A 21,669-nucleotide genomic window follows, 5' to 3' on the forward strand; every position below is an offset into this window, starting at 1 on the left:
GACAGACTGATCAGACAGCGGAGCCCCTCTGGTAGCTGGTTGTCTCGCGAGGACAAACCTGTCTACCCAAGGAGCTCCGCTGCTCCATGTTCAACACGCCCTTGACAGCACCCCAACCCGCCTAACTAACCGGCTTTGGGACTAGCCTCGCAGGATGGCCAATGAGGCCCGAGCAGGTCGGGTGTCAGCTCGCCCACCCTGCCAGTGTTGCCCTAGGCAAGCGCTTCACGCCAGCCAAACGCTGTCTCGCCCCGCGTGTTGAGTCCGGCCCGCAGCCGGGCGAGGTGGAGCCGACTGTCGGAACCGAACCGACGACCTCCTCAGTACGAGAAGGAACGACAGCGTGTGATTGAGCCTATACCAGCGGATTTGCGTACTGCTCTCGCCGCACCACACGCGAATTTCCTCCTCGGCGCCGAGGATTTCGCACCACGAACAGCACCACGGCTTGCAGTGGGGCACAAGCTCGGCGGACCGCCTGCTCACGGGAACGGCTGCCGCTCCGTGATCTCCGTACACGCCTCGTCTAGTGATGTGACAGCACTTCGGATGAGGAAGTCCGCCCGGCTCAGATGACCAGCGACCCGAGTTATCACGTCGTCCGGGTCCTCGCTCGGATCAAGTAGGCCCAATCCGAGGCCTCGGTTCGCGATCAGTTCCCGAAGACGCTGACCGCGATCCGACGAGTCGGCGTCGGCGATGCCGGCGAACATCGCTCCCAGTTCCGCGCTGATCACTTCCTCCAGCAGCGCCTTCTTGGTGGCGAAGTTCGAGCAGAACCCGCCGGAGGTGAAATTCGCCGACGCGGCAAGACCGCCGACGCCGTTGAAGCCGTCCCGCTTCAGGACTCGTGAGGCGCTACGCAGGATCGCCTGCTTCGCCTTGACTCTGTGCTCCTTGGTGTACCGCATATGTGACCTTTCGCCCCCCGGCTGGTGTACGCCACTCGCATAGGATAGCGTTCGTTATATAGCGATCGTTATCCAACGATGCTGGGCATGCCGCCCCGAAGCGGCGCGAGTTCGGAGAGTGAAGGAAATGACAGTGAGCTACAAGGACACGCTGACCACGACGGTAGACATCGGCGGAATCCCCTTCGCCTATCGGCAGGTGGGCACCAAAGGCGGTGTCCCGGTCGTATTCCTGCACCACCTGACGGCCGTGCTGGACGACTGGGACCCCGCAGTGATCGATGGCGTCGCCTCCGAGCGGCATGTCATCGTCTTCGACAACCGTGGCGTCGGCGGATCCGGAGGCAAGACCCCCGACAGCGTCGAGGCCATGGCCGACGACACCGTCGCGTTCCTGGAAGCCCTCGGGCTGGGCACAGTCGACCTGGTGGGCTTCTCCCTGGGTGGCATGGTCGCCCAGGTGGTCGCCCAGCAGCGCCCGGACCTCGTCCGGCGCCTCATTCTGGCCGGCACTGGCCCCGCCGGCGGCAAGGGAGGGGCGAGCGCCGGAGCCGTGCTCCAAAACGCCATTCAGCAGGCGTCGGCCCAGGGGAAGCACCCCAAGCACTTCCTGTTCTTCTCGCCTACGCCGACCAGTCAGGCAGCTGCGGACGCCTTTCTGGGCCGCCTCGACGGACGCACCCTGCAAGACCGGGATACGCCAGTGACGAACGAGTCAATCGGCGCCCAACTCATCGCGCTCGCCAAGTGGGAGCAGGGCACGTCACCCGCCGGCCTGGCGACCGTCACGCAGCCCGCCCTGGTCGTGAACGGCGACGAGGACATCATGCTGCCGACGATCAACTCCTTCGAGCTGGCACAGCTGCTACCTAACGCCCAGCTGAGCATCTACCCCGATTCCGGGCACGGCGGCATCTTCCAGCACCACGACCTCTTCGTGCAGCAGACGTTGGGATTCCTGCGCCACTGAACACCCGGAAGTCATCCGCGACCCTCTCCAACCTGGCTTCGGAAACGCGAGCTGTCCGGCAGGAGCAGGGTCGGCGGGTGATTCCCCCCTTTCCGAGCGCGTCGACGGTACTGCAACCCGGCGACGCATCAACGATTGATTGGATTTGAGATGACCTTCAACGTGCCGGAGGGCAGCGCTGACCTGGAGTACGCGAAGAAGGGCGGTGTCTACGTCCCGAACAAGGACGGGGCGACGACGTGGTTCAACGGAGACCTCTACGCGGTCATGCTCTCCGGTGAGCAGACCGGTGGCCAGCTCGGTCTGATCGAGGCAATGGTGCCGCCAGGCGGCGGGCCGCCGCCGCACATCCACGAGCGGACCGACGAGACGTTCTACGTGGCCCACGGCGAGTTGGAGTTCCTGAGCGGTGACAAGACCTTCACCGCGTCGACCGGTGACGTGGTGTTCCTGCCGCGCGGCAACGTCCACCGCTTCCACAACCCGGGCATCCGGCCCGCCACGCTCGTGTTCATCTACACGCCCGGTGGCGCGGAGGCAATGTTCGTGGAGGGCGGCGACGAGCCACAGCCCGGCGTCCAGGTACTGCCCTGGGGACCCGAGCGCATTGACGAGCGCATGCTCGAGTTGCTCGCGAAGAACGACACCGTTCTGCCGCCGCAGTAGCGAGGCGCCCGTGGTCGACGCCTAGGGTAGCGCTCGTTATATAACGAGCGCTACCCTAAAGTGGCCGGCGAGCCCGGAGATCTGAAAGGAGGCCGGGATGAGGTACTCGAAGGAGCACAGAGCGCAGGCCAAGGCCGCGATCGTGCGGGAGGCGGGCCGTACGCTCAAGGAGAACGGCTTCCACGGCGTCGGGGTCGACGGACTGGCCGCATCGGCCCAGGTCACCTCTGGCGCCCTCTACTCCAACTTCGCCAACAAGGAAGCCGTCCTCGAGGAGGTCGTGGCCTCACAACTGGGCATCGAGTTCGCCGGCCTCGCCGACAAGGAGCCGGCCGAACGACGACGCCTGCTCGGCGAGGTGCTCCGCGTCTACCTCAGTGACCTGCACCGCGAGGACCCCGGGCACGGCTGCGTGATGCCGTCACTGAGCGCGGACGTGGCACGGGCAGGCGACTCCGTCCGTGAGGCGTACCGGCGCCGGATGGTCGATGTGATCGCCACCCTGGCCCCCGCCATGCCCGGCACCCAGGAGGAACAGGAGCAGCTGGCCTGGACACTCGTCGCCTCGATCGTGGGCGCCGTCACGATCGCGCGAGCCCTCCCCTCAGGCGACCAGGCCCAGGCCATACTCGACGCCGTCCTCACAACAGCCCTGCAGTCGATCCCGGACGAACCCTGACGGGCTTCGAACTTGAGCGGTGCCCCGCGATCTGCCCTACGGTGAGCGAGCCCCGGAGCCGGTGTGGCACAAGCGCCGTCACTGCGGCCTGGCGGGTGGGACGGTCAGAGTAGCGACTGCGACTCTGGCCCCGCGCTGTTGTCAGTGTGGTCGGCTGGTGGTGTGTGTTTTCTTGCGGATGCGGGAGGCGCGCAGGTTCGCGATGTTGCCGCAACTGCGGACGTTGTGCCAGACGCCGCTGCCGTTGCGGGAGGCATCGTAGAAGGCGGACCGGCACCCGGGCTCACGGCACAGCTTGAGCCGGGACCAGGTGCCGACGCGCTGGGCCAGCAGGATCTCCGACCAGATGGCTGAGGCGAGCCAGCCGGCACCTGTACCGACCGGGACCATGGCGACCCGCCGGAGCTCGTCGGTGACCAGGTTGACCTGGGCGCGCTGGGTGACCGTGGACGGTGTGCCATCCGGGTCCGCGGGCCGCTGGTCCGGTGAGATCGCGAGCATCTCCTGAACACCCGCCCGAAGCTCGCGCAGCGCCTCCAGGTCCTTCTCGGGCAGGGTCGAGTCGGGAGGATCCAGCCCGCGGTCGCCAGCCCACTGACGAGTGGCCTCCTGCAGCCACTGCTGTGCAGACGCGCGGCCAGCCAGCAGGTCAGCTCCGTCGCGCTCGATGGCGTGCGTGTTGACCAGATCCTGCACCAGCGCCAGCCCGTCCGGAGCGGTGCGGGCCTCGAATCTCGCGGTCGCGATCCATGACATAGGCAAAGTCTACTTGACTTCGGTCATCGAAGCGAGCACGCTTGACAGAGACAAACCGCCTTACGCTTCAGTCGCACAAGATTTGGGCGTTTCTCAGCGTCGAACGGAGTACGAGATGACAACCGTCAGCGGAGCGACCGTCCTGGTCACCGGCGGACAGCGAGGGCTCGGCCGGCAGATCACGCAGGAGCTGCTGCGGGCGGGGGCCGCGAAGGTGTACGTCACCTCGCGTACGCCGGAACCGGAGACCGACCCGAGGATCGTTCCGCTCGCGTTCGAGCTGGCCGACCCGAACGCCGCCGCCGATCTCGCGCGGACCGCCGGTGACGTCAGCATCGTCGTCAACAACGCCGGCATCATGACCTTCGGCCCCCTCCTGCGGGACGACCAGCAGGAGGTCGAGCGCGTCTTCGGAATCGTGGCCTTTGGACCAGTGCGCGTAGCGAAGGCCTTGGCACCAGTGCTGGCGGCCAACGGCGGCGGCGCGCTGGTCAACCTGCACTCGGTCACCGCGTGGATCGCCGGATTCCCCGGCTCCGGCACCTACGGCGCCGCGAAGGCCGCCCTGATCTCGATCACCAACACGCCGCGGGCCGAACTGGCCGCGCAGGGCACCCAGGTACTCGGCGTCCAACTCTCCCTGACCGACACCGACCTGGTCAGCCACATCGACGGCGCCAAGAACGACCCGCGCGCAGTAGCCGCAGACATCGTCGCAGCCCTGCAGGAGGGGGCCTCCGAACTGATCGCCGACGACTCCAGCGATCACTTCAAGGCAGCGCTGTCCGGCCCGGTCGAAGCCCTCAGCGTCTCCCGCTGAATGGACAGCACGAGTGGGACACGGGCGCGAGAGCGCCTGCTGGCAGCTGCTGACGAACTCTTCTACAGCGAAGGCGTGCAGACAGTCGGCGTCGACCGCATCGCCAAGCGAGCCCGCACCTCCAAGAAGTCCCTCTACCTGGTCTTCGGCAGCAAGGAAGCGCTCGTCCTCGCCTACCTCGAGGCACGCCGGACCTCCATCGAGGTGTCCATCGCCCAGGGGCTGGCCCGCTTCGACACCCCCCGCGAGCGACTGCTCGGGGTCTCCGATGTCCAGGGCGACTTCTTCGCCGCACCGGACTACAACGGCTGTCCCTTCCTCGCCGCCAGCGCGGAAGCGGCGCGCGGAAGTCTCGTGGAGCGTGCCCACGCCGACTACCGCGCTTGGGCTCGCGCTCTGCTCACCGAACTGGCCGCCGAGGCCGACGTCCCGGATCACGAGGCGGCCGGACGCGAACTGCACCTGCTGTATGACGCCGCCGGCGTGGCAGCGCGTGCGGACCGCGACCCCTCGGTCGCAGCGGTGGCCCGTCACGCAGCAGCCGCCGTCTTGGCCCACCGGAACGCGCGTTGCGGCCGCAAACCATCGGATTCCGATCCACACCAAGGACACTGAATGCTGGCCAAGCTGGACAACGACCTTGCCCATGACCACCACGTCTACAGCAAGACCGGGGGCGATCCCCTGCTGGTCATCACTGGTACGTCTCTGTCGTGTGCCGCTCTGGAACGACTTCGACAAGGGCAGCGGAAATCGCCTGGACGCCGCAGACCGCCGTGGCCTTCTCCCCGGAGCTGCTTGACTCACCCGCGCCGACCGCGCGCTGTGCTTGTCTGCCCGCCGCGATGGGCCTTCGTGGCAGGTCAGACGCTTCCATGCAGGAAGTTGAGAATAGGTTCCTTTTCGTATTTATCTCTTATAGAAAGGTTGGCCAATGACTCTGCGTGAGGTCAATGGTGGCCTGGCGGGTGCGCGCAGGCCGAGTTCTGGAGGGCGGGTGCTCGTCGTGGGGGCTGGCCCGGTCGGGCTGGTCGCCGCTGTCGAGCTGGCGCGCCGAGGTGTAGACGTCCGTCTTGTTGACAAATCTGGGGGCCCTTCCTCGGGCTCTCGGGGGAAGGGGCTGCAACCTCGCAGCATCGAGGTCTTCGACGACCTGGGGGTTGCTGGTCGCATTGTGGCCATGAGCCGTTCTCGGCTGGCCATCCGAAAGTACCGGGGTCGGGCGGTCCTGGGAACGAGTGACGTGGTCCCCGACGCGCCGGAACCCACAGCGTCAACCCCGTACCCGCGCACCGTACTGATTCCCCAGTGGCGCGTGGAGGAGATTCTCCGCGAGAGGCTGGGCGAGCTGGGTGTGACGGTCGAGTACGGGTCGGAACTGGCCGGCCTGAAGCAGGACAGCGACGGCGTGCACGCCTCCCTGCAAACCGCGAGCGGGTCCGAGAGCGACTCGTTCTCTTATGCCATCGGTTGTGACGGGGCGTCCAGCACCGTACGCAAGCTGCTGGAGATCGGGTTTCTGGGGGAGACCGACGAGACAGTCCGAATGCTGACCGCCGATGTCGAGGTGAGCGGCCTCGACCGTGACTTCTGGCACTGGTGGCCCAGCGCCGACGGAAAACTGCTGGCACTGTGCCCGCTGGCGGCTACCGACACCTTCCAGCTCCAGGTCGGCGTGGCACCTGACACTGCGGGCGAGCTGCCGCTCGCCCAGATCCAGGCCCTGGTCCAGGAACGCAGCGGGCGCACCGACATCCGCGTACGCCGCGTCGAATGGCAGTCCATCTGGCGCTTCAACGTGCGGATGGTGGACCGATACCGCACAGGACGGGTGTTCCTGGCCGGCGATTCCGCCCATGTCCACTCGCCGGCAGGTGGACTGGGCATGAATACCGGAATCCAGGATGCCTACAACCTCGGCTGGAAAATCGCGCACGTCCTTCGCGGCGCACCCGCCGGGTTGCTCGACACCTACGAGCAGGAGCGACTCCCGATCGCCGCCGACGTCCTGAACCTCTCCTCCAAGCTCATCGCCGGACGCATCAAGGGAGTCGCACCAGGTGACCGACAGGGCTCCGACACCCTGCAGCTCAAGGTGCACTACCCCGTCAGTGAGCTCAACGGCTCTCGCCGAGGCGAGCAGACGATGGTTCAGGCAGGCGACCGCGCGCCCGACTCACTGCTGCAAGGGCCGGACGGGAGTGCAATTCGACTCTTCGACCTGCTCCGCGGGCCCCACACGAGTGCACTCGCCTTCGGGCCACGCAGCTCCAAGGTCGCGGATGCTCTCGCCGAACACTTCCACGACCACCTGAAGTCGTTCCCGCTCCTCCCGGCCGCATCACCCACTACCGAACCTGACATGACCCACTTCACCGACAACGAGGGCCACACCCACCAGGACTACAGCATCAACGGCGACACCCTGCTCATCATCCGACCGGACGGATACGTAGGCATGCGTGCCGCCGACCCGGACGAAGCCGAGATCTTCCGGTACCTCAGCCAATTCCTCCCCACGGAACAGGCCAACCGTTGAAGCTCCGGGCATCTTCCCCCCCACGGCTGCACCGGAACGACGCTGTGGGTGGACAGGTTGTCCAACACCACATGGATCTCACGGCCGGCGTGTGGAGCGACGCCTTCTTCAGGTAGGCCAGAAACGCAGGCCCGTTACGGCGTGGCCCGCAGTCGCCGATTACTTCACCGGTGCTGAGGTTGAGAGCGGCGAACAGGTTGGTGGCGCCGTGACGCACGTAGTCGTGGGTACGTTGCTCGGTTGCGTCGAACTCGACCGGTAGTAACGGATGGGTGCGATCCAACGCCTGGACCTGGGTTTCTCGTCCAGGCTCAACACGACCGCCCCGCCCGGCGGGTCCAGTTGAAGGTGCTCTGCCCGTGCGGTTTAGGCCGTGCTCACGCCACAAGTTCGCCACCCAACGATGCGAGACCGGTATCTTGTCGATCCGGGTCACAAAGCCCGCCATCGTCCGGCTGGACCAGTGCGACAAACATGTGTCTCGGTTGGCGGTGTCGTACGGGTCAGGGCCAGAACCCTTGACCGGACATCCGCGGGCACCTGCTCACGAGGCGCGCCGGGCTGCTGAGCAGCCGTGCCCGGTTACGCCGGGCGTCGGCCCGTGGCGGCTTCGCGTCGGTGGTCGCCTCACCACGCGGACAAGCGAACCCCATTCGCGGGTGCCAGTCGCGACCAAGCGATAGACGACCGCCGCCAGCCCCGCTGTCAGGCCCTGACGCTCCTGTGGGCTTCAGGCGTGGGGGTCTGGTCCTTCGATGGCGAGTAGCAGTTCACGCAGGTCGCCGGACAGCCGCTGCTGCAGTGCGGGGTCGATGGCGGAGAAGACTTCCTGTTCCGCGGCGTCGTTGGCCTCGACCGCTTGTTGCTGGCGTTCGAGGCCACTGGGGGTGAGCGTCACGAGAACCTGGCGGCGGTCAGCGGGGTCGACGTCGCGTCGGACGTAGCCGTTGCGCTCGAGGCGTCCGACGCGGTTAGTGATCGCGCCGGAGGTTAGCTGGGCCACGTCCAGCAGTTCGCCGACGGTCAGCGTGCCGCCCGCGCGGCGCAGTCCGCTGAGGATCTCCAGCTCCCATAGCTCCATGCCGAGTGGGGCTAGCCGACGGCGTACCTCGGTGTCCAACTTGCGGGCGGCCCGCCGTAGTCGCCAGGCGATCGCCTTCGCGGAGGCATCACGCTCAGGCTCAAGCGTGGCGAGGAACGCCAGCATCGAGTCGACCCGATCGCGTCGAGTGCTTGCTGTGGCCATGCCCACAAATATAGCAGCTTGAAGAATCTCAACGCTGTGATAAATTTATCTTCACGTTCAGATAATGAAGGCGAAGGGAACCAACTATGGCGACGAACGCAAGTAGAGCGGGACGAATCGCCCCCGCCCACTCGCAGCGGCACGGCGGAGAGGCTCGCGCTCCCAGCACGCGGACCGTCGCGTTGACCATCACGCTGGCCGTTTTGGGGGTGTTCGTGACGTATGTGCCGATCACGGCGGTCAGCGATTCGCTGACCACGATCGGCGCCTCGACCGGCGCATCGACGGCTGACCTCCAATGGGTCAGTGACAGCTACATCCTTCCGATGGCGGCGATGATTCTTTCGGCTGGTGTCTTCGGGGATCTTCATGGCCGCCGCCGCGTCTATCTCATCGGCATGGCGCTGACCGTGCTCGGCACGGTGATCGCCGCGGTCGCCGGCACGCTGAGCGGCATGTCCGCACTTCATCTGCTGTGGACCGGTCAGGCCGTCACTGGCGCCGGCGCCGGTCTGCTGCTGCCGACCACGCTCGCGCTGATCGCCCACGCGGTACCCGATCTGCGGGCCCGGGCGCGCTACGTCGCGCTGTGGGCGACCGGGCTCGTGCTCGGCATCGCCGTCGGACCACTGCTGTCAGGGACCATCCTCCGGTACGCCGGATGGGGCTGGGTCTTCGTACCCAACGCGGGGCTCGCCCTGGTCGCCGGTGTCCTCGCCGCACTGCGCCTAGCGGAATCGAAGGCGCCGGACGGCCGCCACCTGGACTGGCCCGGCCAGATCACCGCGACGATCGCGATCGCCGCCAGCGTCTTCGGTGTGATCGAGGGCGGCCAGTCCGGTTGGAGCTCGGCTCGGGCCGTTATCGGACTGGCCGGGGGCGCCGCCGCGTTTGCCGCGTTCCTGGCTGTCGAGGCACGCTCCAACTCACCCCTGTTGAACCTGTCCCTGTTCCGGTCGCCCGCCTTCAGCGCCGCCGGCTTCTCGGCCGTGATCGCATTGTTCGCGCTCGTCGGAACGATCTTCCTGCTCAGCCTGTTCTTCGGTGCCGGGCAACACCTCTCACCGCTTGCCATCGGGGTGCGACTGCTGTTCATCAACGGCGTCACTGCCGTGGCGAACCCGCTTGTCGGACGGCTGTTGACCCGCTGGCCACCGCTCGCGCTCCTCGCCGTCGGGCTCGCGCTCGGCTCAGTGGCGATGTTCGTGCTGACCGGGATGCAAGCCGACACCTCGATCGGGGCTGCCGCGTGGAGGCTCGCCATCCTCGGCGTCGCCGACGCATTCATGCTCAGCGCCGTCGCGGTCGCCGCGATCAACGCCGTCCCGCATCGCCTCGCCGGCATGGCCGCAGCCGCCAACACCGCCCTGCGCCAGTACGGCGCCGTCCTCGGTCCCGCCGTCCTCGGCGTGATCCTCACCAGCCGGATCGCGGGCGGCGCCAGCATGTCCTCCGCCCTGCACACCGCGCTGAACGTCAACGGCGTACTGCTGCTCATCGCCGCCATCGTCTGCGCAATGACGGTGCGGCTGGGACGCAACACCACAAGCTGAGCACCGAATCATTCACGGCACTGCTCGCAGTCCTGCCTTTGACGCCAATTGCCCACGAGATGCCAAAGAGAAGGATTCCTGCGCTGTACAGGCAGCTACATGGCCCTCCGATGAGGGGTGCATGGGCGAGAACGAGAGCGAGAAAGAAGCGAGAGCGAGAAAGAGAGGACGAGATGACCGCACGAAACGGCCGCGGCGAGTGGCACGGAAATGTCCAGGACGGTGCCGGAACCGTCACCGTAAGGAACACAGTCAGGACAGGAGATCCGCCCGTGGCAGACCACCCGACGGATGGCGCCGCGCCAGTCATCTGCCCCAAGCGAGGGGAAGCCCCCGCATTCCTAACGTCGCAACTGTCCCTAACCAGCTATGCAAACCGCACCTGGCACAAACACGGAAAGGCAGGACAATGAAACTCACCCGCACCGCACACCCGATAAGCGTGCGCACACCCGCCATCGTCATCGCGGCGGTCGCCGGCATCGCCGGGCTGCTCATCACGGCCGGACCAGGAGCGTCCGCCCACACCAGATCCGCCCACGCCCAATCCACCCCGGGCGGCGCCGCCCCTACGGCCCAGCCCGCCTGCCAACTCAACCCATCGCCCCCGGCAGGCTTCATCGAAAGCAAAGCCAACGTCAACGGCATCGGCATCAACTACGTGCGCGGCGGCCACGGGCCCACCCTGCTCCTGCTGCACGGCTACCCACAGACCTGGTACACGTGGAACCACATCCTGCCCGCGCTCGCCCGCCACTACACCGTCGTCGCGCCCGACCTGCCCGGCGCCGGGCTGAGCGACGCCCCCGCGCCCGCCGCCGCCTATACAAAGAAGGCCATGGCCGACGACATCCACGCGCTCATGGTCAAGCTCGGCCTCAGCCGCAACATCAGAATCGTCGCCCACGACATCGGCACCACGGTCGCCTATCCCTACACCGCCGCCCACCCCAATGACGTCGCGAAACTCGTGCTCAGCGAAGCCCCGATCCCGGACCCGACCATCTACACATTCCCCTCGCTGACTCCCAACGGCCCCGGACTGTGGTGGTTCGGCCTGTTCGCCGAGAAAAACGGCCTGGCCGAGGACTTGATGACCGGCCGCGAGAAGCAGTGGGTGACCGACTTCATCCCGACGAGCGAGGTGGTCAAAGGCGCCGTCACCGCATGCGACATGGCCATCTACGCCCACGCCCTCGCGCAACCCGGACACCTGCGGGCAAGCATCGAATGGTTCGCCACCCTGCCGCAAGACGTCAAGGACAACGCCATCTACCAGAAAACCAAGCTCAAGATGCCGGTCCTCGCCATCGGCGCCTCGGCCAACCTGGGCACCCGTGAGGCCACCTGGGTCCGCAAGTACGCCACCAACGTGACCGGGATGGTCATCCCGAACTCCGGGCACTGGCTCTACCAAGAACACCCCGCGGAACTCACCAGCATCCTCCTGCAGTTCCTGCGATAACCCGCGCTCGGGCGGCTGCCGCAGCGACGAACGGCAGCCGCCCGTCGGGAACCACGGCTGAATGCGCCCTGGAACGACATGGACTTCACCCCGGCCGCACGGACTGCAGTGGTCACCCGGGCCTGACGGCTGGCCGTTTTCGTACAGTCCACGCGTGACGGCCGCTCCGCAGCTCGTCGAGCTCGACGGCGACCCTTCGCCCGGGGTCAAGGGTGGCCGTCATCCCTTCTGGGATACGCCTTGCGGCCCGAGAGTCCTTTGAGACCAGCTGACTGGCCAGACGTTGAGCCGTCGGTCGGAATCGAACCGACGACCTTCTCATTACGAGGAGGAACTTCGTCGTCGCACCGGCTCGCAACCAGCGGTCTTGTTCACACGGCCGCCCGCACCACACGCGAAATTCCCCATGAGTATCCGCGATTTTGTGCCACGAGTGATACCACGCATGTCGAACACGCCTAGTAGGGCGCACGTTTCAGTTCATTTGATCGTTGACCCGGGTGTGCCGCTGAGAACGGTCCAAGAGACAGGCTCTAGCCCCGGCTGTGCAAGCCTGCGAGAGCGCGCTCATGCTGATGTCGACGATCGTGCGGAGCTGCTTCTGGCTCGCCCCGGCCCTGCTCATCACGGCCAGCGACTGGTTGACTGCCGTGATGTGAGTGGCGTAGTTCTCGGCGAACTTCGCGGTGTTCAAGGCGGTCCGCAGCCGCGCACGCTGAAGCCCACGGCTTCGATCGCACGCGTGGCGATAGCGGGCTGAGTACTGGCGTCACCATCGCGGTCTGAGCGACCAGACATCCGTCCGGCACGTCGGGGTCGGCGATGCTTTGGAGGGTGACCTCGAAAAACGCCTGTATCGCCCGCAGCGGTTCCCCGAAACGCCCCGGAGGAAAGCGCCTGTTCGTACCTGTCTCCATACCGGACGGTGTAGCGGTCCAGGCAGCGCAGGTAGAGCGAGTCTTTGTAGATTCGAGGGATGACCGACTCTCCCGACCAGAACCGCGTCCCCGGGCCGCCGCTGCACGACCTCGCGGGCTTCGCCCATCGCTGGGTCGACGCGGAAGGTATCCGGCTTCACGCCGTGGAAAGCGGTCGCTCGAGCAGCCCCACCGTCGTGCTGCTCGCCGGATTCCCGCAGACCTGGTGGGCTTGGCACAAAGCGATGCCGCGCCTTGCCGAGCGCTTCCACGTGATCGCGATCGACCTGCCGGGACAGGGCAACTCCGATCGTCCCCAAGGGGGCTACGACACTCACACGGTCGCATCGCGCGTCCAGGCCGCGCTGACCGCGCTCAACGTGCCGAAGTACTGGCTCGTCGGCCACGACATCGGGGCCAACGTCGCCTTCTCGCTCGCCGTGAGGTATCAAGACCGCCTGCACGGCGTCGCCCTGCTCGACGCCGGCATTCCCGGAATCAGCCTCCCGGACGCCATCCCAACGGATCCCGAACTGGCCTGGAAGACCTTCCACTTGGCATTCCACCTGGTGCCCGAACTGCCCGAGACGCTGATCACCGGCCGCGAGCGTGACTACGTGGGCTGGTTCTTGAGGGTGAAGACACTGTCCCCGAACACGTTCGACAGCGCCGATATCGACTACTACGCCGCCTCTATCGCAGCCGAGGGAGGGCTCCGAGCGTCTCTCGCCTACTTCCGCGACGCCGCGGAATCAGCGCGCAACAACCAGGACGCTCTCGCCCGAGGGCACTTGACCATCCCGGTCCTCGGAATCTCCAGCTCCCACGGCTCGATGCACGACATGGCCGCCTCCATCAGCCCCTGGGCAGAGAACGTGACCGGCGTCGTCATCCCGGAAGCCGGGCACTTCATTCCCGACGAGCAGCCCGACGCAACTGTGGACGCGTTGACCGCGTTCATCGATCACGCGCGCGTCGGGTAGAGCGTGTCAGGGAGTTCGCCAACACCAGACCCTCCGCACCTCGCCGAACTGTCGACTTTCAGTCGAGGACGAGATGCGTGCCGCCGCGAGGGCTCGCGTTCCGGCGGTGTGATCAACGCACTCATCTAGGCACGAGCACATCGCGGCGGCTACATGTTGGCGATGGTGGTCGAAGCAGCCATTGCGTGCTTAGAGACAGTTTCAGAAGGCGGCGGGCCTCCGCCTTCCGTGAGGTGTGCCGGCCAGCCCCGCGCGGAGCGAGGCGCCATCGTCGAACTGCGTTGCGTGGTGGGTGATGGAACCGGCGTTACGGCTCGGGCGACACTATGCTGGCCGGGCCTTCGAGTGGGATCTTGACCAGCACCGTGGTGCCGTTGCCGGCGGGGCTGGTGACCTGCAGAGTGCCGCCGAGCGCTTCGATTCGATCGCTGAGCCCGAGCAGTCCGGACCCCTGGCCGAGGTCGGCTCCGCCGATGCCGTCGTCGCGGATCGCCAGTTGCAAGGTCGCGTCCTGGGTGTCGACTTCGACCTGCACGACGGATGCGTGCGCGTGTTTGGCGGCGTTGGTCAACGCTTCTGACACCACGTAGTACGCGGCGACCTCGACTGGCTCTGCCAGCCGTCGGTCGGTGTGCAGGTCGAGCTCGACCGGTACCGGCGAACGGCGCCGTAGCGCTTCGAGTGCCGGCTTCAACCCGCCCTCGGACAGGATCGCGGGGTGAATGCCGTGGGAGATCTCGCGCAACTCGTCGAACACGCTGCTGAGCCCGTCGGCGACGCGCGCCAACGCACCTTCGAGCTCGCCGAACTGCGGGGGCACCGTCGCCTGCGCCGTGCGCAGCTCCAGGCCGAGCGAGACGAGCTGCTGTTGAATGCCGTCGTGCAGATCGCGCTCGATCCGCCTACGCGTCTGATCGGCGGTGGCGACGATCCGCGCCCGCGAGGCCATCAGCTCGGCGCGGTTCTGCGCGTTCGCGATCGCGGTCGCCATCAGCTCGGTGAAGTTGGCCAGGCGCGCCTCGATGTCCGCCGGCAGCGGCTGCTCCGGCGTCCCACCCGCAATCAGCAGACCCCAGAGGCGCCCCTCGACGATGACCGGCGCCCCGACGCCTGAGCCGATCCCCTCCGGCCGGACTGTACCAATCGGGCCGGAGACATCGGCAAGGCTGAGCCGGGCCGGACGGCCGGTCTCGAAAACGAGCGTGCCGAGGTTCTTCCCGCCAAGGCCCCACGCGCTGCCGACGGGGAAGCTGTCGCCTGCCCGGGCCGAGCCGGCCACGATGGTCAACGTGCCATCGGGCTCATAGCGACCCATGGCTACGTATTCGACCGAAAACAGCCTACCGGTCTCCTCGACAACGGCCGCGAACAACTCCTCCGGCGGCACCCCGCGCGCCACCAGCGTCGCGACCCGCCGCAACGCCGCCTGCTCCTCGGCCAGCACGCGCAACTGTTCACCGCTCAACCGCGCTCGCCATCCCCTCGCGACCGCACGCCACACGCAAAAGCGCCACCGCCGGCTCCCGCAAGCGTCGCGGCGTCATCCGCGGCAAGTCGGCGAGAACCGGCAGAGTGCCGCCGTCGTGCCCGGCCCAACGCGGTTCACCTGCTGTTCGCCGACCCGTCCCGGCCTCCACAAGCACAGTTCAGCAGGCATCACCGACTCCCACAAGCGCGCGCAAGAACGAGCGCTCATCGGCAGATCCGTGGCTCGGCGGTCGCCAGGTATCTAGCCCGTCGCGGATCAGTTGGCCGACAGGGGTCGCGGATCTACTGGCGGACCACAGCATCGGCGGGAGTGGGTCAGGCGATGGACAGGACGAGCGTGCTGCGTGCCCGGCGAGCTGAGGTCTCTGGCTGGCTCGGGGTTGGCAGATCGTGCGTCAATTCGGTGATGACCGAGTCGGGCTGGATCTGACGCCGATCGATGGCATGCCGCTGGAACAGAGCGCCGGACGGGTAGTCGCTGAGGTCGAGCGTTCGGACGTGGCGGAAGGCGCGCTGGTCGGCTGCTATCAAGGCCATCGGTGTCCCGGCTCTGCGGGTCCACGAGCTGCGCCACACTGCCGCATCGGCCTGGTTCGGATCGGGAGCTGACCCGAAGGTCGTTCAGAGGGTCTTGGGGCACGCCTCAGCGGCCATGACGATGGACCTCTATGGGCACCTGATCGACCAGAACCTCTGGGACGCCGCACAGAAGATCTGGGGCACCACGGGGCACGGAGGGAACTTGAGGCGGGAATGACAAACCCCCGGGCAAGGAAACTGGCCTCTGACCTGGGGGTTCTTGTGGAGCCGCCTGTCGGAATCGAACCGACGACCTTCTCATTACGAGTGAGACGCTCTGCCGACTGAGCTAAGGCGGCGGTGGCCCTAGGGCCGATGCAAGAGTGTAGCGGGACGGCGGGAGGATTCCGAATCGGATACTCCGGTCGGAGTCCGCGGCCTTGGAGCCGCTCAGCCGGAGGCGTCCGTGGGCTTGAGGCTAGTTCGGAGGTTGGTCGTCCCAGGCGCCTGTGGCGGCGGCCGTGGTGGCGTAGTCGGTGAAGGGGGTGGGTGAGCGCCCGGTGACGTCCTGACCTGCGGGGGTGGGGGTGGCGTCGCCTAGTTTCAGTTGGTCGGTGAAGTAGGCGATTTCTGGGTCAGTGGCGCCGGGGTTGGCGGCTGTCTGCGAGCGGTACGACGAGTTCGCCGGCCAGGATCGCCGGGCGGAAGAAGCCCTCGTCGAAGTTCTGGTTGAACCAGTGCGCGCGGACGACGGTCCACCCAGTACCGGAGTCGCGGACCGTGCGTTCGGCGGCCAGCAGGCGTTCGTCGCCGATCTCTTCGGGGTGCATGGTGGAAAGCAGGACCAGCCGCTCGACGCCGGTCGAGCCGGTGCAACCGAGAACCAGAACAGTCATCGCTCCATCACAACAGACCTCACCGACAATCCCGGAACCACCGCGGCGGCAGGCGCGTCGTACCGGCCGTCCGACCCCGGAAGAAATACCCGGGAATAAGAAGTCCGAGAAATGCATTGACTCAGGCAACGGTTGCGGGTGAAACTAATGCCCGCAAGGACAACAGATCAAGGAGACCACCGTGTTCGGCAAGCAGAACCTCACCAGGGCGTGGCGCCTCGAGCGCGTCGCCATGCCGGTGTGTCTGCGATCCCTGCACGAATACCTCTACACCCAGCGCCCCGACGCGAGCCCGAGCCCGAGTCACGGCGGTCCGCCTGTGTGATCTCCACAAGGATCATCAGGAGCCGCCTGAGTCGGGAAACCCCGACCGAGGCGGCTCTTTCTTTTTGCCTGTCATCGTCGGTGAGCTGTGGAAGCAGGCCGGATTCCAAACCCGCGCCGCGAGGGTTCGATTCCCTCCACCGATGCTTTTGTCGACGCTTACGAGCGGCGAATTGATCAATTGACAACTGGATATGCCATTGCAATTCCCCGATGCCGGCTGAAGGCATCGGGGAGAGCGAGCTGTAGGCCAGCGGCTAGGCCACCTCATTTGGGTTGAGGTCATCGGGAGTTCGAGTCTCCCCAGCTCGACCAGGCGCCCGCAGCATGCTCAGCTACCGGCCGAGCGGGCGCCCCAAACGGCGCCGGCCGACTCAGGCCGGACCAACCTGATCGGTACCGGCGGCTCGCCCCGCGCCCGCCCGACGCCGGTCGACAGACGCACCCTGCGCCGGAAATCCGCTGTCCATCCGGCGCAGGGTGCGGTGAACGCCCGTGGCTCAACTGGAGAGAGCACCTGCCTACGAAGCAGGAGGTTGCAGGTTCGAGTCCTGCCGGGCGTGCTGTGTCCGAAGCAGAAGCGGGCGATGCGCCGGGATGTGGACCCGGAGGAAGCGGGTTCGAGCCCCGCCGGACACCCCAGCACCTGTACTGCGAAGCCGCCGCACCGGCGGGCCGCAGTACGGGCTGAGCGGCTCTGGCCCAATTGGAAGAGGCGCCTGGCTTAGGACCAGGAGGTTCAGGGTTCGAGTCCCTGGAGCCGCACCGAGATACCTGACCCCGCGAGTAACTGTCGGGCACACTGGATGAGAGGAGGAACCAAGCATGAGCGGTGTCATAGTGCTCAACGCCTCATATGAGCAGCTCCACGTCGTGTCGATCCAGCACGCCATCCGGATGCTCGTCCGGGAGGTCGCCGTGGTCGAGGAGGCGCATGACGGCGCCAGCATCGGCCCGTTCCCCCTCCCCCGTGTGCTGCGACTGGTCCGGTACGTCGTGACGAAGTGGCGGTACGCGTCCGGCCGGCTCCAGTACACCCGGGCAGGCGTCCTCAAGCGCGACAAGTTCCGTTGCGCGTACTGCGGTCAGGCGGGCGCCACCACGATGGACCACGTCGTACCCCGGTCCCGGGGCGGGCGTGGTGAGTGGCTGAACGCTGTCGCGGCACACGCGTCCTGCAACGAGAAGAAGGGCTGCCGCACGCCCGAGGAAGCCGGGATGCCGCTGTTGTGGCAACCGTGGATCCCTTCCCGTGCGGAGCTAGCACTCTGACGCGCCGCCCACCGGTGCCGCGTCAGAGCGGTGCCAGGTGGGCGTCGGTGTCCCACCCTCGGTTCTGACCCGAGGTCCCGCAGGTTCGAGCCCTGCCCTGGCAGCTCTGTACAGCGTAAAGAGTTCCTGACTACGCCGTGCGGGGATCGCGTCGGCACGCGGGTGACCCTTGCAAGGTCGCTTTACCGGGTTCGACACCCGGGATCTCCACGCCAGCCGGGCAGAGTAAGCCGAGTTTCGGCCTACCGGCAGCCGTCTCGAAAACGGTCTGTCCCTCAACGGGCGTCAGGGTTCAAGACCCTGCTCTGCCGCACACGAACCAGACAGAGGAGTGGGGAGATGAACGTTCAGTACCCGGTCCCGCTGAGTGGGGCCAAGAGCTCCACTCTGATGTGGGCTCAGGAGCATGAGGTCGGGGCGCAGGCGCTGCAGCAACTGCGGAACATCGCGGCGCTGCCGTGGGTCCACGGTGTGCGGGTGATGCCGGATGTACACCTGGGCAAGGGCGCGACGGTCGGCTCGGTGATCGCGATGTACCAGGCCGTTTCGCCGGCAGCCGTCGGGGTCGACATCGGCTGTGGCATGGAGGGCGTGCTCACCTCGCTGACCGCGGCGGACCTCCCGGACGACCTGTCGGGGATCCGCTCGCGCATCGAGGCCGCAGTACCGGTCGGTTTCCGGGCGCACGCGTACCCGGTCAGCGTTCGCAAGCTCGGGCTCGACCGGGGCTGGGACCGCTTCTGGGGTTCGTTCTCGAGTCTGCACGACGGGGTGCAGGACCGGGAGAAGAAGGCCCAGCAGCAGCTGGGCTCGCTGGGTGGCGGCAACCACTTCATCGAGGTCTGTCTGGACGACGAGGACCGGGTCTGGCTGATGCTGCACTCGGGTTCGCGCAACATCGGCAAGGAACTGGCCGAGCGGCACATGCGGATCGCCAAGGCGCTGCCGCACAACGCCGACCTGCCGGACCGCGACCTCGCCGTGTTCCTGACCGGTACGCCGGAGATGGAGGCGTACCGGCGGGACCTCACCTGGGCGCAGGAGTACGCCTCGCGGAACCGCGCGGTGATGCTCGCCCTGGTGATGCAGGCGGTCCGGGAGTCGTTCGTCCAGGACATCACCTTCGAGCAGCCGATCTCGTGCCACCACAACTACGTGGCGGAGGAGACGATCGACGACCTCGACCTGCTCGTCACCCGCAAGGGCGCGATCCGGGCGGGCAAGGGCGATCTCGGTCTGATCCCGGGCTCCATGGGGACCGGGTCGTACGTCGTCCGCGGTCTCGGTTCGGAGCAGTCCTTCTACTCGGCCTCGCACGGGGCAGGCCGGCGGATGAGCCGCAACGAGGCGAAGCGCCGCTACACGGTCGACGACCTGATCGCCCAGACGGCCGGCGTCGAGTCGCGCAAGGACGCCGGTGTGCTGGACGAACTGCCGGCTGCGTACAAGGACATCGAGTCCGTCATCGCCGCCCAGTCCGACCTGGTCGAGGTAGTCGCCCACCTGAAGCAGGTCATCTGCGTCAAGGGCTGAAACCGTACTGCGGTCCGTCGTGCTCAGGGGACACGACGGACCGATCGACTGGTCACCGGAATCGCCGGTGACATGGAGAACCCGGCCGCCGTGGGGGCACGGCGGCCGGGTCGGGTGAGGTCCGCCTGATGGCAGGGGCAGCGGTTTGCTAAACCGTCGATCGGCTTCGGGCCGGTTCGCGAGTTCGAATCTCGCCCTCACCGCGTAGGACAGCGAGCAGGAGCGCCACCGTGGGAGAGGTGGGGCGGGTTGTAGCCCCGTTGCTTCGCGCTGAGCAGGTTCGAATCCTGTCTCCTGCACACAAGGCGGTGTGGCTGAGTGGTCAGGCGCCGGGTTGCAGCCCCGGTTACCTCGGTTCGAATCCGAGTTCCGCTTCGTATCAATCAACAATCAGTTGGGAAGGAGGACCGGCTATGGCCGATCTCAGAAACAAGCGTGGGAAGATTCCTGGCGGTAGGACCGGTGCTCCGGTCCAGCAAGGTCACGCCTTGCGCCGTGTGCAGCTTGCCTGTGGGCATGTCCAGCGCGATCGGATCGCCCACTCTGGCGATCACGTGTGGTGTGAAGGCGACTGCTCCGACTGGGTCCGTGTGGTCTCCGTCGAGGAGTAAAGCCCTCGGTACGCCGGCCCGCGCGGCCGGCGTACCGCGAACTCCTTGGTGACGGATGCACGCCTGGCCCTCCGAAGGCTGGGTCCCTGGTTCGACTCCAGGCAGGGAGACAACGACAGCCCGGTTACAAGGTCGGGTCGAAGTGGAGGGACAGGGTGACGGTTGCGTCGGCCCGTGACGACAGGATCCGGAGGCGCACGGCCGTCGGCTCGATGGGCTTGGGCAAGGCAAGCAGCCGGCGGTGACCAATGGTCGTGCCGGTGGCGATCTCCACCCACTCCCCCTCGACGGCCGCGTCGACGGCGAACGACTCGACCTGCTGCCCCTGGGTGATGTCCTCACTCAAGCCCACCACGTTGATTGCCGCAGGCAAGGAGCCGGATAGGTCGGTGCCATACGCCGCCCGCACCGCCGCACCGAACTCGGTCAGGCGAGCCACATCCGTCTCGGCGAACAACCCGCGTCGGTCGGGCGGGATGTTCAGCAGCAGGACAGCATTCCGTCCGACCGACCTGCGATAGATGTCCAGCAGCTCAGGAACCGACTTCACCTCGTCATCCTCTTCGGCGTGATAGAACCACCCCGGCCGGATGGAGACGTCGACCTCAGCCGGATACCACCTGAGGTAGTCCGCCTCCAGCAGCTGCGAAGGCGCTGCCACCTCCTCCGCCACCTCACCGGCAACCATCGACCGTCCGAGATCGCTCGGTACACCAGTGAAGGGCACCACGCTCCATTCGCTGTCGCGCGCGTACCCACTCTCGTTCCCGACCCAGCGAACGTCCGGCCCGCCGACCGCGATCGTTGCCTCGGGGGCCAGTCGGCGGATCAGGTCAAACCACGCGCCGTAGTCATAAGCCTGAGCCGTTCCCGTCGGGTTCGCTCCGTCCAGCCAAACCTCCGCGATCGGCCCGTACTGCGTGAGCAGCTCGTACAGCTGGTTCAAATAGAACCGGTTGTAGTCGTCAACGACATAATGAAGACTGGCAGCTCCCCAGACGCGACCAGCGAGGCCCGATCATCGCCCTCCACCAGAGTGGGAATGACCGACTCGACCACCGGGCTGCCGTTGCCGTAGTACCCACCGGGCGCCTTCTCCTGATGCAGATCTGCGGGCGACAGGTAGAACCCCATCGCAAGACCGTGCGCCCCGGCCGCCGTCGCCAGCTCAGCCACGACATCGCCCCGGAACTGGCTCGCCGCGACAGTGTGCTCCAAATACCTGCTCGGCCAAAGACAGAAGCCGTCGTGGTGCTTGGCGGTCAGGATCACGCTCCTGAACTCAGCGCCCGCCAAGGCCTTCGCCCACTGGCCGCAGTCGAGACCCGACGGGTCGAACACCGCCGGATCGTCAAGCCCGGTACCCCACTCCAAGCCAGTGAAGGTGTTCGGCCCGAAGTGCACGAACGCGGTCAGCTCCTGGCGCTGCCAACTCACCTGACGCGGCGACGGCCGGACCGTCGACGCTTTTCGGCGCAGCTCGGACGGACCGTCGTCCGGCGTGATCTCAACCCACATCGG

Annotated in this window: 21 protein-coding genes and 10 tRNA genes; 22 read left to right on the top strand and 9 right to left on the bottom strand. The window is 66.7% G+C overall.

Going from position 1 to position 21,669, the window contains the following annotated elements; translation table 11 throughout:
• Positions 1-482: 482 nt before the first annotated feature.
• Complete coding sequence (locus ACFPJ1_RS09865; RefSeq protein WP_380103158.1) at positions 483-911, bottom strand: TetR/AcrR family transcriptional regulator; 429 nt, start codon at positions 909-911, stop codon at positions 483-485.
• A gap of 127 nt (positions 912-1,038) precedes the next feature.
• On the opposite strand from ACFPJ1_RS09865, the gene ACFPJ1_RS09870 reads away from it, so the two are divergent.
• The 3 genes from ACFPJ1_RS09870 (at position 1,039) to ACFPJ1_RS09880 (ending at position 3,226) form a co-directional block, all read left to right on the top strand.
• Positions 1,039-1,881, top strand: coding sequence for an alpha/beta fold hydrolase (locus ACFPJ1_RS09870; RefSeq protein WP_380103160.1), 843 nt, complete (start codon positions 1,039-1,041; stop codon positions 1,879-1,881).
• Between the two features lie 150 nt (positions 1,882-2,031).
• On the top strand, positions 2,032-2,547 hold the full coding sequence (locus tag ACFPJ1_RS09875; RefSeq protein WP_380103161.1) for a cupin domain-containing protein: 516 nt from the start codon (positions 2,032-2,034) through the stop codon (positions 2,545-2,547).
• A gap of 97 nt (positions 2,548-2,644) precedes the next feature.
• Positions 2,645-3,226: a TetR/AcrR family transcriptional regulator gene (locus ACFPJ1_RS09880; RefSeq protein ID WP_380103162.1), complete on the top strand. Its 582-nt coding sequence runs from the start codon at positions 2,645-2,647 to the stop codon at positions 3,224-3,226.
• A 141-nt stretch (positions 3,227-3,367) separates the two neighbouring features.
• On the opposite strand, the gene ACFPJ1_RS09885 is transcribed toward ACFPJ1_RS09880, so the two are convergent.
• On the bottom strand, positions 3,368-3,982 hold the full coding sequence (locus tag ACFPJ1_RS09885) for a CGNR zinc finger domain-containing protein (protein ID WP_380103163.1): 615 nt from the start codon (positions 3,980-3,982) through the stop codon (positions 3,368-3,370).
• Positions 3,983-4,097: 115 nt separating this feature from the next.
• Between ACFPJ1_RS09885 and ACFPJ1_RS09890 the strand changes: the two genes are divergently transcribed.
• The 3 genes from ACFPJ1_RS09890 (at position 4,098) to ACFPJ1_RS09900 (ending at position 7,341) form a co-directional block, all read left to right on the top strand.
• Positions 4,098-4,802, top strand: a complete 705-nt coding sequence (locus tag ACFPJ1_RS09890; RefSeq protein ID WP_380103164.1) for an SDR family oxidoreductase — start codon at positions 4,098-4,100, stop codon at positions 4,800-4,802.
• Complete coding sequence (locus tag ACFPJ1_RS09895) at positions 4,803-5,417, top strand: TetR/AcrR family transcriptional regulator (protein WP_380103165.1); 615 nt, start codon at positions 4,803-4,805, stop codon at positions 5,415-5,417. It begins immediately after the preceding gene.
• A 319-nt stretch (positions 5,418-5,736) separates the two neighbouring features.
• A complete protein-coding gene (locus ACFPJ1_RS09900) occupies positions 5,737-7,341 on the top strand; it encodes an FAD-dependent oxidoreductase (protein WP_380103167.1) in 1,605 nt (534 codons plus the stop codon).
• A 730-nt stretch (positions 7,342-8,071) separates the two neighbouring features.
• Here ACFPJ1_RS09900 and ACFPJ1_RS09905 read toward each other — a convergent pair.
• On the bottom strand, positions 8,072-8,587 hold the full coding sequence (locus ACFPJ1_RS09905) for a MarR family winged helix-turn-helix transcriptional regulator (RefSeq protein WP_380103168.1): 516 nt from the start codon (positions 8,585-8,587) through the stop codon (positions 8,072-8,074).
• A gap of 86 nt (positions 8,588-8,673) precedes the next feature.
• Here ACFPJ1_RS09905 and ACFPJ1_RS09910 point away from each other — a divergent pair, with 86 nt between their 5' ends.
• The 3 genes from ACFPJ1_RS09910 to ACFPJ1_RS09920 all read left to right on the top strand — a co-directional run bounded on the left by ACFPJ1_RS09910 (position 8,674) and on the right by ACFPJ1_RS09920 (position 13,505).
• Positions 8,674-10,140: an MFS transporter gene (locus ACFPJ1_RS09910; RefSeq protein ID WP_380103169.1), complete on the top strand. Its 1,467-nt coding sequence runs from the start codon at positions 8,674-8,676 to the stop codon at positions 10,138-10,140.
• Between the two features lie 409 nt (positions 10,141-10,549).
• Positions 10,550-11,605 (top strand): alpha/beta fold hydrolase, encoded by a 1,056-nt coding sequence (locus ACFPJ1_RS09915; RefSeq protein ID WP_380103170.1) that lies wholly within the window; start codon positions 10,550-10,552, stop codon positions 11,603-11,605.
• Positions 11,606-12,581: 976 nt separating this feature from the next.
• Positions 12,582-13,505, top strand: coding sequence for an alpha/beta fold hydrolase (locus ACFPJ1_RS09920; RefSeq protein WP_380103171.1), 924 nt, complete (start codon positions 12,582-12,584; stop codon positions 13,503-13,505).
• Positions 13,506-13,812: 307 nt separating this feature from the next.
• Here the strand turns inward: ACFPJ1_RS09920 and ACFPJ1_RS09925 are convergent, their stop codons facing one another.
• Positions 13,813-14,970, bottom strand: a complete 1,158-nt coding sequence (locus ACFPJ1_RS09925) for a GAF domain-containing sensor histidine kinase (RefSeq protein WP_380103172.1) — start codon at positions 14,968-14,970, stop codon at positions 13,813-13,815.
• A gap of 338 nt (positions 14,971-15,308) precedes the next feature.
• Complete coding sequence (locus ACFPJ1_RS09930) at positions 15,309-15,530, bottom strand: hypothetical protein (protein WP_380103173.1); 222 nt, start codon at positions 15,528-15,530, stop codon at positions 15,309-15,311.
• A gap of 28 nt (positions 15,531-15,558) precedes the next feature.
• Here ACFPJ1_RS09930 and ACFPJ1_RS09935 point away from each other — a divergent pair, with 28 nt between their 5' ends.
• Positions 15,559-15,750 carry a tyrosine-type recombinase/integrase gene (locus tag ACFPJ1_RS09935; protein ID WP_380103429.1) on the top strand — a complete coding sequence of 64 codons (192 nt, stop codon included), beginning with the start codon at positions 15,559-15,561 and terminating at the stop codon, positions 15,748-15,750.
• Positions 15,751-15,795: 45 nt separating this feature from the next.
• Here the strand turns inward: ACFPJ1_RS09935 and ACFPJ1_RS09940 are convergent.
• A tRNA-Thr gene (locus ACFPJ1_RS09940) sits at positions 15,796-15,871 on the bottom strand.
• A 276-nt stretch (positions 15,872-16,147) separates the two neighbouring features.
• Positions 16,148-16,408 (bottom strand): hypothetical protein, encoded by a 261-nt coding sequence (locus ACFPJ1_RS09945; RefSeq protein WP_380103174.1) that lies wholly within the window; start codon positions 16,406-16,408, stop codon positions 16,148-16,150.
• A 181-nt stretch (positions 16,409-16,589) separates the two neighbouring features.
• Here ACFPJ1_RS09945 and ACFPJ1_RS09950 point away from each other — a divergent pair, with 181 nt between their 5' ends.
• The 12 genes from ACFPJ1_RS09950 to ACFPJ1_RS10005 all read left to right on the top strand — a co-directional run bounded on the left by ACFPJ1_RS09950 (position 16,590) and on the right by ACFPJ1_RS10005 (position 19,912).
• Positions 16,590-16,733: a hypothetical protein gene (locus ACFPJ1_RS09950; protein ID WP_158292939.1), complete on the top strand. Its 144-nt coding sequence runs from the start codon at positions 16,590-16,592 to the stop codon at positions 16,731-16,733.
• Between the two features lie 76 nt (positions 16,734-16,809).
• Positions 16,810-16,878: transfer RNA gene (locus ACFPJ1_RS09955), tRNA-Trp, on the top strand.
• A gap of 93 nt (positions 16,879-16,971) precedes the next feature.
• Positions 16,972-17,047, top strand: a tRNA-Pro gene (locus ACFPJ1_RS09960).
• A gap of 174 nt (positions 17,048-17,221) precedes the next feature.
• A tRNA-Arg gene (locus ACFPJ1_RS09965) sits at positions 17,222-17,295 on the top strand.
• 2 nt (positions 17,296-17,297) lie between these two features.
• Positions 17,298-17,374: transfer RNA gene (locus tag ACFPJ1_RS09970), tRNA-His, on the top strand.
• A gap of 49 nt (positions 17,375-17,423) precedes the next feature.
• Positions 17,424-17,497: transfer RNA gene (locus ACFPJ1_RS09975), tRNA-Leu, on the top strand.
• A gap of 60 nt (positions 17,498-17,557) precedes the next feature.
• Positions 17,558-18,004, top strand: coding sequence for an HNH endonuclease (locus tag ACFPJ1_RS09980; RefSeq protein ID WP_132191862.1), 447 nt, complete (start codon positions 17,558-17,560; stop codon positions 18,002-18,004).
• 219 nt (positions 18,005-18,223) lie between these two features.
• Positions 18,224-18,315 (top strand) — tRNA-Ser (locus ACFPJ1_RS09985).
• Positions 18,316-18,343: 28 nt separating this feature from the next.
• Positions 18,344-19,537 carry an RtcB family protein gene (locus ACFPJ1_RS09990; RefSeq protein ID WP_380103175.1) on the top strand — a complete coding sequence of 398 codons (1,194 nt, stop codon included), beginning with the start codon at positions 18,344-18,346 and terminating at the stop codon, positions 19,535-19,537.
• 113 nt (positions 19,538-19,650) lie between these two features.
• A tRNA-Ser gene (locus ACFPJ1_RS09995) sits at positions 19,651-19,740 on the top strand.
• A 13-nt stretch (positions 19,741-19,753) separates the two neighbouring features.
• Positions 19,754-19,836 (top strand) — tRNA-Tyr (locus ACFPJ1_RS10000).
• A gap of 5 nt (positions 19,837-19,841) precedes the next feature.
• Positions 19,842-19,912 (top strand) — tRNA-Cys (locus tag ACFPJ1_RS10005).
• 360 nt (positions 19,913-20,272) lie between these two features.
• Here ACFPJ1_RS10005 and ACFPJ1_RS10010 read toward each other — a convergent pair.
• Both ACFPJ1_RS10010 and ACFPJ1_RS10015 read right to left on the bottom strand, forming a co-directional pair.
• Complete coding sequence (locus tag ACFPJ1_RS10010) at positions 20,273-21,094, bottom strand: alpha-L-fucosidase (protein ID WP_380103176.1); 822 nt, start codon at positions 21,092-21,094, stop codon at positions 20,273-20,275.
• Positions 21,091-21,666 carry an alpha-L-fucosidase gene (locus ACFPJ1_RS10015; protein WP_380103177.1) on the bottom strand — a complete coding sequence of 192 codons (576 nt, stop codon included), beginning with the start codon at positions 21,664-21,666 and terminating at the stop codon, positions 21,091-21,093. The genes ACFPJ1_RS10010 and ACFPJ1_RS10015 overlap by 4 nt, the downstream gene beginning before the upstream one ends.
• Positions 21,667-21,669: the final 3 nt, after the last annotated feature.

The organism is Kribbella qitaiheensis (assembly GCF_042657745.1).
Classification (GTDB): domain Bacteria; phylum Actinomycetota; class Actinomycetes; order Propionibacteriales; family Kribbellaceae; genus Kribbella; species Kribbella qitaiheensis.